At 67.8% G+C, this 10,500-nt stretch carries 12 protein-coding genes; all 12 read left to right on the forward strand.

From position 1 onward, the window contains the following. Nucleotides 1-542, forward strand: a 542-nt coding sequence (locus CON77_RS13055) for a MucB/RseB C-terminal domain-containing protein (RefSeq protein WP_198552376.1), incomplete at its 5' end; no start/stop codon positions are given. A 69-nt stretch (nt 543-611) separates the two neighbouring features. Next, the gene (locus tag CON77_RS13060; protein WP_101049821.1) at nt 612-2,150 is read left to right on the forward strand and encodes a Do family serine endopeptidase; all 1,539 of its coding nucleotides are present in this window, start codon (nt 612-614) and stop codon (nt 2,148-2,150) included. A gap of 148 nt (nt 2,151-2,298) precedes the next feature. Continuing rightward, nucleotides 2,299-4,110, forward strand: coding sequence for a translation elongation factor 4 (lepA, locus tag CON77_RS13065; protein ID WP_101049823.1), 1,812 nt, complete (start codon nt 2,299-2,301; stop codon nt 4,108-4,110). Nucleotides 4,111-4,124: 14 nt separating this feature from the next. After that, complete coding sequence (gene lepB, locus CON77_RS13070; RefSeq protein WP_101049839.1) at nt 4,125-5,090, forward strand: signal peptidase I; 966 nt, start codon at nt 4,125-4,127, stop codon at nt 5,088-5,090. Nucleotides 5,091-5,150: 60 nt separating this feature from the next. Further along, nucleotides 5,151-5,495: a DUF4845 domain-containing protein gene (locus tag CON77_RS13075; protein ID WP_101049825.1), complete on the forward strand. Its 345-nt coding sequence runs from the start codon at nt 5,151-5,153 to the stop codon at nt 5,493-5,495. Nucleotides 5,496-5,525: 30 nt separating this feature from the next. After that, on the forward strand, nt 5,526-6,194 hold the full coding sequence (rnc, locus tag CON77_RS13080) for a ribonuclease III (protein WP_439650576.1): 669 nt from the start codon (nt 5,526-5,528) through the stop codon (nt 6,192-6,194). Next, complete coding sequence (gene era, locus CON77_RS13085; protein WP_101049829.1) at nt 6,191-7,189, forward strand: GTPase Era; 999 nt, start codon at nt 6,191-6,193, stop codon at nt 7,187-7,189. Before rnc ends, era begins: the two co-directional genes overlap by 4 nt. Before the next feature lie 17 nt (nt 7,190-7,206). Then, entirely contained in the window at nt 7,207-8,010 is an 804-nt protein-coding gene (gene recO / locus CON77_RS13090) for a DNA repair protein RecO (protein WP_101049831.1), read from the forward strand. Nucleotides 8,011-8,032: 22 nt separating this feature from the next. Then, a complete protein-coding gene (locus CON77_RS13095; RefSeq protein ID WP_101049833.1) occupies nt 8,033-8,812 on the forward strand; it encodes a pyridoxine 5'-phosphate synthase in 780 nt (259 codons plus the stop codon). After that, nucleotides 8,809-9,201 carry a holo-ACP synthase gene (gene acpS, locus CON77_RS13100; RefSeq protein WP_101049835.1) on the forward strand — a complete coding sequence of 131 codons (393 nt, stop codon included), beginning with the start codon at nt 8,809-8,811 and terminating at the stop codon, nt 9,199-9,201. The genes CON77_RS13095 and acpS overlap by 4 nt, the downstream gene beginning before the upstream one ends. Further along, nucleotides 9,198-10,283 carry a beta-N-acetylhexosaminidase gene (gene nagZ / locus CON77_RS13105; protein ID WP_101049837.1) on the forward strand — a complete coding sequence of 362 codons (1,086 nt, stop codon included), beginning with the start codon at nt 9,198-9,200 and terminating at the stop codon, nt 10,281-10,283. Before acpS ends, nagZ begins: the two co-directional genes overlap by 4 nt. Next, the coding region (locus CON77_RS15375) for a DUF3348 family protein (protein WP_198552377.1) at nt 10,280-10,500 on the forward strand (221 nt) is incomplete at its 3' end. The genes nagZ and CON77_RS15375, both read left to right, overlap by 4 nt.

The raw sequence follows: 10,500 nt of genomic DNA on the forward strand, positions 1-10,500 counted from the left end.
TGGTGGACTTCCTGCCCAAGGACGGCCTGCGCTACGGCTACCGCCTCTGGTCGGAGAAGCAGACCGGCTTGGTGGTCAAGCTGCAGACCCGCGACGCCGGCGGCCAGGTGCTCGAGCAGGTGGCGTTCACCGAACTGCAGTTCGACGCCCCGGTGAAGATGGAGGCCCTGGCGCGTCAGATGGACAACACGGCCGGCTACCAGGTGCTCAGGCCCGAGTTGCGCAAGACCACGCCCGAGGCCGAAGGCTGGCGCCTGAAGGCGGAAGTCCCTGGCTTCCAGTCCATGAGTTGCCAGGCCCGCCGCGAGTCGAATGCCAAGGCGTCGGCGGCGGTGCAATGGGTGTTTTCCGATGGCCTGGCGTCGGTGTCGCTGTTTCTGGAAACCTTTGACCCGAAACGCCACACCAAGGAAAAAGTCGCGTCGGCCGGGGCCACCCATTCGGTTTCGCGTCGGTTGGGCGAGCATTGGGTCACGGCCATGGGCGAAGTGCCGCCGGACACCTTGATGGCGTTCGTGCAGGCGCTGGAGCGCAGCCGTTGAGCGTGCCGGTCGCGGTTTCCTGAGCCCCTGAGCGGGGCGGTGCATTTGAAGAAAACGGAGCAATCATCCATGTCTGTGCAGGCAGTTGATCGGGGTGTGAGGCGTTACGTGCTCGCCGCGGTGGCGGCGGGTTCCTTGGTGGCGGTGCTGTGGTCGGCCAACCACGGTTCGGTGGGGGCGCAGACGGCGCCCAAGCCCACGGTCGCGGCACCCGCCGCGCCGGTGCCAGCGGGTGGAGCGCTGGTCACGGGCCTGCCCGACTTCACCGTGCTGGTCGACCAGGTGGGGCCGGCGGTGGTCAACATCCGCACCCTGGAGCGGGCGCAGGCGGCCGAGGCCGACGACGATGGCCCGGACGAGCAGATGCTGGAGTTCTTCCGGCGCTTCGGCATCCCGGTGCCGCCGGGCATGACGCCGCGCGGTTCCCAGCGGCCCGAGCGCGGGCCGGAGCGCGAGCGCCCGCGTGGGGTCGGCTCCGGCTTCGTGCTGAGTTCGGACGGTTTCATCATGACCAACGCCCACGTGGTGGACGGCGCCGACGAGGTGGTGGTGACGCTGACCGACAAGCGCGAGTTCAAGGCCAAGGTGGTGGGGGCCGACAAGCGCAGCGACGTGGCCGTGGTCAAGATCGAGGCCAAGAACCTGAACACCGTGCGCATCGGCGACGTGGGCCGGCTGAAGGTGGGCGAGTGGGTCATGGCCATCGGTTCGCCGTTCGGACTCGAAAACACCGTCACGGCCGGCATCGTCAGCGCCAAGCAGCGCGACACCGGCGACTACCTGCCCTTCATTCAGACCGACGTGGCGATCAACCCCGGCAACTCCGGCGGGCCGCTGATCAACCTGCGCGGCGAGGTGGTGGGCATCAACAGCCAGATCTATTCGCGTTCCGGGGGCTTCCAGGGCATTTCCTTTGCCATCCCGATCGACGAGGCGGTGCGGGTGTCGGACCAGTTGCGCACCAAGGGCAAGGTCACGCGCGGTCGCATCGGCGTGGCCATCGATAACGTCACGCCGGAATTGGCTGAAACACTGGGCCTGCCCAAGGCATCGGGGGCTTTGGTGCGCGGGGTGGAGAGCGATTCCCCCGCGGCCAAGGCGAAGGTGGAGCCGGGCGACATCATCCTGAGTTTTGACGGCAAGGTCGTGGACAAATCGGCCGACCTGCCGCGCATCGTTGGCAACACGTCGCCGGGTGCTCGGGTGCAGTTGAAGGTGTGGCGCCGCGGGGCCAGCAAGGAGTTGACGCTGACGGTGGGCACCTTCCAGGACGAGCAGGTGGCCGCGGCCGAACCCCAGGCCGAGCCGGCCCAGAGCGCCTCGGTCGCGGGCAAGGCGCTGGGCTTGGCTGTGCGCGAATTGACCGCCGCGGAAAAACGCGAGCGCAAGGTGGACGGCGGGGTGTTGGTGCTGCAGGCGCGCGAGGCGGCGGCCGGTGCCGGTCTGCGCGAGGGCGACGTGCTCGTGGGCCTGGGCAACCAGCAGATCCAGGGTCTCAAGGACTTCGAAGCCGCCGTGGCCGGCCTGCGCGCCGACCGCCCGGTGAGCGTGCTGATCCGGCGTGGCGAATGGGCCCAGTACGCACTGATCCGACCGGTCGGCCGCTGAAAACCCGTTTTTGCCTACAATCCAGGGGTTGAACGCCAGCATTCGGCTGGCCATGGGCGCGTCCTCCGCTGGCGCGCCTTTTTCTTGTGGCGGCCAGCCCCCGGGGCGGCTGCCCGGCCCATGGCCGACCCGTGCCTGACTTTTTGTGATGAACCACATCCGCAACTTTTCCATCATCGCCCACATCGACCACGGCAAGTCCACCCTGGCCGACCGCCTGATTTCGCGCTGCGGGGGCCTGAGCGACCGCGAGATGAGCGAGCAGGTGCTCGACTCCATGGACATTGAAAAGGAACGCGGCATCACCATCAAGGCGCAAACGGCCGCGCTGCACTACAAGGCCAAAGACGGTCAGGTGTACAACCTGAACCTGATCGACACCCCCGGCCACGTGGACTTTTCCTACGAGGTGAGCCGATCGCTGAGTGCCTGCGAAGGCGCGTTGCTGGTGGTGGACGCGTCGCAGGGTGTGGAAGCGCAGACCGTGGCCAACTGCTACACCGCGCTCGACCTGGGCGTGACGGTGTTGCCGGTGCTCAACAAGATGGATTTGCCCAACGCCGACCCCGACAACGCCCGGGCCGAAATCGAGGATGTGATCGGCATCGACGCGACCGATGCCATCCCCTGCTCGGCCAAGACCGGCATGGGCATTGAAGAGATTCTGGAACTGGTGGTGGCCCAGGTGCCGCCGCCCAAAGGCAACCCGGACGGCCCCTTGCGGGCCATGATCATCGACAGCTGGTTCGACGCCTACGTGGGTGTGGTGATGCTGGTGCGGGTGGTGGACGGTACCTTGAACCGCGGCGACAAGATCAAATTGATGGCCACCGAGGCCCAGTACAACGCCGAAAAACTCGGCGTGTTCACCCCGCACAACGAGGCGCGCCCGGCGCTGAAGGCGGGCGAGGTCGGCTACATCATCGCCGGCATCAAGGAGCTGAAGGCGGCCAAGGTGGGCGACACCATCACCGCGGTCAAAACCAGCAGCGGTGCCAACCTGGACTTCGCCACCGAAGCCTTGCCCGGCTTCAAGGAAGTGCAGCCGCAGGTGTTCGCCGGTCTGTACCCGACCGAGGCCAGCGAGTACGACCAGCTGCGTGACGCGCTGGAAAAGCTGCAGCTGAACGACGCCGCCTTGCGCTACGAGCCGGAAGTGTCGCAGGCCTTGGGCTTTGGCTTCCGTTGCGGCTTCCTGGGTTTGCTGCACATGGAAATCGTGCAGGAGCGCCTGGAGCGCGAGTTCGATCAGGACCTGATCACCACCGCGCCCAGCGTGGTGTACGAGGTGGTCAAGGGCGACGGCGAGGTCATGATGGTGGAGAACCCGTCCAAGATGCCCGAGGTCGGCCGCATCCAGGAAATCCGCGAACCCATCGTGACCGTGCACCTGTACATGCCGCAGGACTACGTGGGCGCGGTGATGACGCTGGCCAACCAGAAGCGCGGCGTGCAGATCAACATGGCCTACCACGGCAAGCAGGTCATGCTCACCTACGACATGCCGCTGGGCGAGATCGTGCTGGACTTCTTCGACAAGCTCAAATCGGTCAGCCGCGGCTACGCGTCCATGGACTACGAGTTCAAGGAATACCGCCCGTCCGACGTGGTGAAGGTGGACATCCTGCTGAACGGCGACAAGGTCGATGCGCTGTCCATCATCGTGCACCGCAGCCAGTCGGCTTACCGCGCGCGCGCCGTGGTGGCCAAGATGCGCGAAATCATCAGCCGCCAGCAGTTCGACGTGGCCATCCAGGCCGCCATCGGCGCCAACATCATCGCCCGCGAGACGGTCAAGGCGCTGCGCAAGAACGTGCTGGCCAAGTGCTACGGCGGTGACATCAGCCGCAAGCGCAAGCTGCTGGAAAAACAGAAGGCCGGCAAGAAGCGCATGAAGCAGATCGGCTCGGTGGAAGTGCCGCAAGAGGCCTTCCTGGCCATCCTGCAGGTGGAAGAATGATGAACAACGCAAGCATGAGCGCCCTGACCGGCGTGGTGTTGACCGCCTTCGCCGCTTACGGCCTGGGCTGGTACCTGGGCATGATCGAGGGCAATTTCGCCCTGCTGCTGCTGCTGGCGGTGGTCGTGACGGGGGTGTACTGGCTGGCCGAGCGCTTCCTTTTCCTGCCGCAGCGCCAGCGTGCCGCCGAGCAACTGGTGCAGGAACAGCAGCGCCGCGAGGCCGACTGGGCGCGCCAGGGCATCAAAGGCGACACGGTGGATCTGCAGGCCGCCCAGCGCCAACTGCTGCAGCAGCCCTGGTGGCTGGACTGGACCGCCGGCCTGTTTCCGGTGATCCTGGTGGTGTTCGTGCTGCGCTCCTTCCTGTTCGAGCCGTTCAAGATCCCGTCGGGCTCGATGATCCCGACGCTGCGCATCGGCGACCTGATCCTGGTCAACAAATTCCACTACGGCGTGCGCCTGCCGGTGGTCCACACCAAAATCCTCGCCAACCACGAGCCCCAGCGCGGCGACGTGATGGTGTTCCGCTACCCGCCCCAGCCCAGCCTGGACTACATCAAGCGCGTGGTGGGCGTGCCCGGTGACGAGGTGGCCTACCTGAACAAGCAGCTGACCGTCAACGGCCAGCCGGTGGCCAAGGCGCCCGAGTCCGATTTCTACGACGCCGGGGTCATGCGCTACGCCCAGCAGTTCGGCGAAACCCTGGGGGGCAAGCACTACAAGACCCTCAACGACGGTGACCGCCCGGCCTTCATCCCCGGCGTGGGCGAATTTCCGTTCAAGGACCAGTGCCGTTATTCGGTGGAGGGCGTGGTCTGCAAGGTGCCGGCCGGCCATTACTTCATGATGGGCGACAACCGCGACAACTCGCTCGATTCGCGCTACTGGGGCTTTGTGCCCGAGGCCAACATCGTGGGCAAGGCGTTTTTCGTCTGGATGAATTTCGGCGATTTCGGCCGCATTGGCAGCTTCGAATGACGCGGGTTGCGGTCGGCATTGTTTAAGATGCGCGGTATCGCACTCAATGGAGCCGGGCAGATGAAACACAAGCAGCGGGGCATCACCTTCATCGGGATCGTTTTCGTGGGCATCGTGGTGGGGGTGGTCGGCGTGGTGGCCGCGCAGGTCGCGCCCACCTACATGGAGTACCAGTCCATCATGAAGGCGGCCCAGCGCGCGTCCGAGGCGGGCACGACCGTTGGCGACATCCGGTCTTCGTTCGAAAAATCCAAAGCGGTCGATTACTTCGAGGCGATCGGTGGCAAGGACCTGGAAATCAGCAAGGTCAACGACAAGGTCGTGGTCGAGTTCGCCTACGACAAGGAAATCCACCTGGCCGGCCCGGCTTACCTCGTGATCAAGTACACCGGTCGCACCAAATGACGGGAATGGCCTGAGTTGAATCCCGATGTGATGGCGCTGCAACAGCGCCTGGGCCACCGTTTTGCCCAGCCCGCCCTGCTGGAGCGGGCGCTGACCCACCGCAGCTTTTCCGCCGACCACTACGAGCGCCTGGAATTCCTGGGCGATTCGGTGCTGTCGCTGGCCGTGTCGGGCCTGCTGTACGAGCGGCTGGCCAAACAGTCCGAGGGCGACCTCTCGCGCATCCGCGCCAACCTGGTCAAGCAGGACACCTTGCACGGCCTGGCCGAGCAACTGGGTCTGCCGGCGCTGCTGCGCCTGGGCGAGGGCGAGGTGCGCTCCGGGGGGCGGCAGCGGCCGTCCATCCTGGCCGATGCGCTGGAGGCCGTGATCGGGGCGGTGTACCTGGACGCCGGTTTCGACGCCGCCAATGCCCTGGTGCGCCGCTTGTTCGCTCCGGTGGACCTGAGCCCCGGCCAGCGCGTGCAGGGCAAGGACGCCAAGACCGCCTTGCAGGAGTGGTTGCAGGGGCGCAAAATGAAACTGCCCGTTTACCAGGTGGTGGCCACCACAGGCGAGGCCCACCGCCAGACCTTCGAGGTCGAATGTGAAATCGCCGAAACCGGCCAGCGTGGGCGTGGCAACGGCCCCTCCCGCCGCGCCGCCGAACAGGCCGCCGCGGCGGCCCTGCTGCAGCTTTTGTCCCAACGCCGACCATGAACGCTACCCCTCCACCGCCCCCCCGGGCCGACGACCTGGAGGCCATGCTGGCCCAGGCCCTGCGCAAGCCCGGGGCCGCCGCGCCGTCCGCCGCCGAGGCGCCCGAACCCGAAGGCCCGCGCCGTTGCGGCTACGTGGCCATTGTGGGCAAGCCCAACGTCGGCAAGTCCACCCTCCTCAACGCGTTGGTGGGGCAGAAGGTCAGCATCACCTCCAGCAAGGCGCAGACCACGCGCCACCGCATCACCGGGCTGCGCACGGTGGGCGCCACCCAGTTCGTGTTCGTGGACACGCCCGGCTTCCAGACCCGGCACGGCAACGCCCTGAACCGCTCGCTCAACAAGACCGTGTTGGGCGCGGTGGCCGACGTGGACGTGATCGTCTTCGTGGTGGAGGCGGGCAACTTCAACCTGGCCGATGCCAAGGTGCTGGACCTGCTGCCCAAGCAGATCCCGGTGATTTTGCTGGCCAACAAGCTCGACATGGTGCACCGCCGTGCCGAGCTGGCGCCCTGGCTGCGCGGCATGCAGGAACGCCACCCTTTCGCCGAATTCGTGCCCATGTCGGCCAAGAACGCCAAGGACGTGGGGCGCTTCTACGGCATCGTCGAAAAGTACCTGCCCGAGCAGGACTGGATGTTCGACGCCGACGAGCTGACCGACCGCAGCGAACGCTTCATGGCCGCCGAGATGGTGCGCGAAAAGCTGTTCCGCCTGACCGGCGACGAACTGCCTTACACCTCCACCGTCATCATCGACAAGTTCGAGGAAGAGGGCCAGCTGCGCCGCATCGCGGCCACCATCGTGGTCGAGCGCGATGGGCACAAGGGCATGGTCATTGGCGAGAAGGGCGAGAAGCTCAAACGCATCGGCACCGAGGCGCGCCAGGAGCTGGAGCGGCTCTGGGGCGGCAAGGTGTTTCTGGAGCTGTGGGTGAAGGTGCGCTCCGGCTGGGCCGACGACGAGGCCCGGGTGCGCAGCTTCGGCTACGAGTAAACCGCTTCCACGGTCCCATGCCCAGCGCCCCGGCGAAGCGGCCGCGTGTCCACGACGAGCCGGCTTTCGTGCTGCACAGCCACGATTGGAGCGAGGCCAGCCTGATTCTGGAGGTGTTCAGCCGGCGCCACGGTCGGGTGGTGCTGGTGGCCAAGGGCGTCAAGCGCCCGTCGTCGCAGTTCCGGCCGGTGCTGCTGCCCTTGCAGCCCCTGCGCCTGGGCTGGGGGGGCGAGGCCGAGGTGCGCACCCTCAAGTCGGCGCACTGGCAGGGCGGGCACGTGATGCCCGCCGGCGATGCCCTGCTGGCCGGCTACTACCTGAACGAGTTGTTGCTCAAACTGCTGGCGCGCGACGACCCGCACCCGGCCCTGTTCGACGTGTACGCGCGGGCAGTGGCGGCCCTGGCCGCTTCGGCCGCGCGCGACGATCCGCTGGCCGAACAGGCGGCGGTGCTGCGCAGCTTCGAACTGCTGTTGCTGCGCGAAGCCGGCTTGCTGCCGGACCTGGCCGAGGAAGGCGGGCGTTTGCTGCCGCTGGACCCCGCGGCCCATTACCGCCTCACGCCCGAGGGCGGCCTGCTGCCGGCCCACCACGACCAGGCCCCGTCCAGCCCGGGGGCGCTGTGGCAGGCCTTGCAGGCGGCGCTGGACGCCGACGACCCCGCCGCGGCCCTGTTGCCCCTGTGCCGCAGCGACCGGGGGGGCTTGCGCCAGCAGCTGCGCCAGTTGCTGCACTACCATAGCGGGGTGCGGGTGTTCCAGACCCGCCAGTTCATGGTGGACGTGCAGCGCCTGGGTTCGGGCCGCCACGCGCCGGCCTGAGCCGTTTTTCATTGTTGTGCCCATGTCCCCCATCCACATCCCGCCGCGCACGGCCCTGTCGGTCAACGTCAACAAGGTGGCGCTGTTGCGCAACAGCCGCCACCTGGGCATTCCCAGCGTGGTGCGCGCCGCCGTCCTCTGCCTGCAGGCCGGGGCCCACGGCATCACCGTGCACCCGCGGCCGGACGAACGCCACATCCGCCGGCACGACGTGTTTGACCTGGCCGAGTTGATGCAGGCCTGGCCCGAGCGCGAATTCAACATCGAAGGCAACCCCTTCCACAACCTGCTGGACGTGGCCGCCGAGGTGCGCGCACGCGGTCTGCCGCTGCACCAGCTCACCTTCGTGCCCGACAGCGAGGGCCAGTTCACCAGCGACCACGGTTGGCGCTTCCCCGAAGACGCCGAGCGGCTGCGCCCGGTGGTGGCGCAGGCCCGGGCCTTGGGCGCGCGCGTCAGCCTGTTCATGGACCCGGAGCCGGCGCAGATGGCGGCGGCCCGCGCCGTGGGCGCCGACCGGGTCGAGCTGTACACCGAGCCCTACGCCGCGGCCTGGGGCCAGCCGGCCCTGGCCCAGCAACTGGTGCGCTACCGCGCCGCGGCCCAGGCCGCCCTGGACGCGGACCTGGGGGTCAACGCCGGTCACGACCTCAACCGCGACAACCTGGGCGAGTTCCTGCGCGTGGTGCCGGGTGTGGCCGAGGTGTCCATCGGCCACGCGCTCATCGCCGACGCGCTGGAGCTGGGCTACCCGGCCACCGTGCACGACTACCTGCGCTGTATCGCGGCGGCCCACCCATGATCTTCGGGGTCGGCACCGACATTTGCGAAGTCGGGCGCATCCGCGCCAGTCTGGCGCGCCACGGCGACCGCTTCGCCGAACGCGTGCTGGCCGAGGGCGAGTTGGCCACCTGGCGCCAGCGCAGCGCGCGCTGGCCCGAACGCGGCGTGCGCTACCTGGCCACCCGGTTCTCTGCGAAAGAGGCGTTCAGCAAAGCCATCGGCCTGGGCATGCGCATGCCCATGACCTGGCGCGACTGTGAGGTCGCCAGCCTGCCCAGTGGCCAGCCCACGCTGGTGCTGCACCGTGGATTGAAAGACTGGTGCGAGGCCCGTGGCCTCACCGCCCACGTCAGCGTCACCGACGAAACCGACTACGCCGCCAGCTTTGTGGTGGTGGAACAAGCATGACCCTGCACGCCCCCCTCATCATTGACGTGGCTGGCACCCGCCTGAGCAAGTCGGACAAGCGCCGCCTGGCCCATCCGCTGGTCGGTGGCGTCGTGCTGTTCACCCGCAACTGGGAGAACCGCGCCCAGCTCACTAAGTTGTGTCGCCAGATCAAGAAAGTGCGCGCCGACCTGCTGATCTGCGTCGACCACGAAGGCGGGCGGGTGCAGCGCTTCCGCAGCGATGGTTTCACCCACCTGCCGCCGATGCGCGCCTTCGGTGAGCAGTGGTTCCAGGGCCAGGGGGCTGCCACTGGCGAGGCGGCCCTGAACGCCTGCAACGCCGCCACCGCTGCGGGTTTTGTGTTGGGTGCCGAACTGCGCGCCTGCGGCGTCGATTTCACCTTTGCCCCGGTGCTGGACCTGGACCACGGCGGCAGCACCGTGATCGGCGACCGCGCCTTTGCCCGCGATGCCCGCGTCACCACCCTGCTGGCGCAGGCGCTGGTGCATGGCCTGGCACAGAGCGGCCTGCGCAACTGCGGCAAACATTTCCCCGGCCATGGCCATGTGCAGGCCGATTCCCACGTGGCCGTGCCCGTGGACGGGCGCGACCTGGCCACCCTGCTGGCCGACGACGCCGCGCCCTACCGCTGGCTCAACGCCAGTCTGGCCAGCGTCATGCCGGCGCACGTAATCTACCCGCAGGTGGACGTGCGGCCGGCCGGCTTTTCGGCGCGCTGGCTGCAGGACATTCTGCGCGGGCAACTGGGTTTCACCGGTGCGGTCTTCAGCGACGACCTGAGCATGGCCGGCGCCCGCCAGATCGAGGGCCGTGCCGTCAGCCACACCGAGGCCACCCTGGCTGCTCTGCACGCCGGTTGCGACCTGGTGCTGTTGTGCAACCAAAGTTTGGTGGACAAGGGTGCCCCGATCGATGACCTGATCGACGGCGTGAGTGAGGCGGTGCTGAGCGGTCGCTGGCACCCCAACGCCGCGAGCGAGCAGCGTCGGCAGGACCTCTTGCCCCAGGGCTACCCCCTGCCGTGGGACGAACTGATGGTGGACGCGCGCTACATGCACGCGCTGTCGTTGCTGCCTTGAACGCGACGGGGACAGGGGGCGGCCAGGCCGCTGCCGCGCGGGGCACGGTGGCGGGCAGCGGCCTGGTGCGCCTGTTGAGCGGCTGGGGCGTGGCAGAATCGCCCCCGGTGCGCCAGGACTTTGCCGAGCGCCTGAGCCTGTGGCTGGGGCCGACCGACGCGATGCGCCTGCGGGCGCTGCAGCCTTCCCTGCGGCCGCGCCTGGGCCCGCCTGGGCC

The sequence above is a fragment of the Macromonas nakdongensis genome, assembly GCF_002837145.1.
GTDB classification, from domain to species: domain Bacteria; phylum Pseudomonadota; class Gammaproteobacteria; order Burkholderiales; family Burkholderiaceae_C; genus Macromonas_B; species Macromonas_B nakdongensis.

Coding starts and splice junctions, on each gene's coding strand:
- CON77_RS13060 (WP_101049821.1), top strand. CDS start 612: ATGTCTGTGCAGGCAGTTGATCGGGGTGTGAGGCGTTACGTGCTCGCC.
- lepA (WP_101049823.1), top strand. CDS start 2,299: ATGAACCACATCCGCAACTTTTCCATCATCGCCCACATCGACCACGGC.
- lepB (WP_101049839.1), top strand. CDS start 4,125: ATGAGCGCCCTGACCGGCGTGGTGTTGACCGCCTTCGCCGCTTACGGC.
- CON77_RS13075 (WP_101049825.1), top strand. CDS start 5,151: ATGAAACACAAGCAGCGGGGCATCACCTTCATCGGGATCGTTTTCGTG.
- rnc (WP_439650576.1), top strand. CDS start 5,526: ATGGCGCTGCAACAGCGCCTGGGCCACCGTTTTGCCCAGCCCGCCCTG.
- era (WP_101049829.1), top strand. CDS start 6,191: ATGAACGCTACCCCTCCACCGCCCCCCCGGGCCGACGACCTGGAGGCC.
- recO (WP_101049831.1), top strand. CDS start 7,207: ATGCCCAGCGCCCCGGCGAAGCGGCCGCGTGTCCACGACGAGCCGGCT.
- CON77_RS13095 (WP_101049833.1), top strand. CDS start 8,033: ATGTCCCCCATCCACATCCCGCCGCGCACGGCCCTGTCGGTCAACGTC.
- acpS (WP_101049835.1), top strand. CDS start 8,809: ATGATCTTCGGGGTCGGCACCGACATTTGCGAAGTCGGGCGCATCCGC.
- nagZ (WP_101049837.1), top strand. CDS start 9,198: ATGACCCTGCACGCCCCCCTCATCATTGACGTGGCTGGCACCCGCCTG.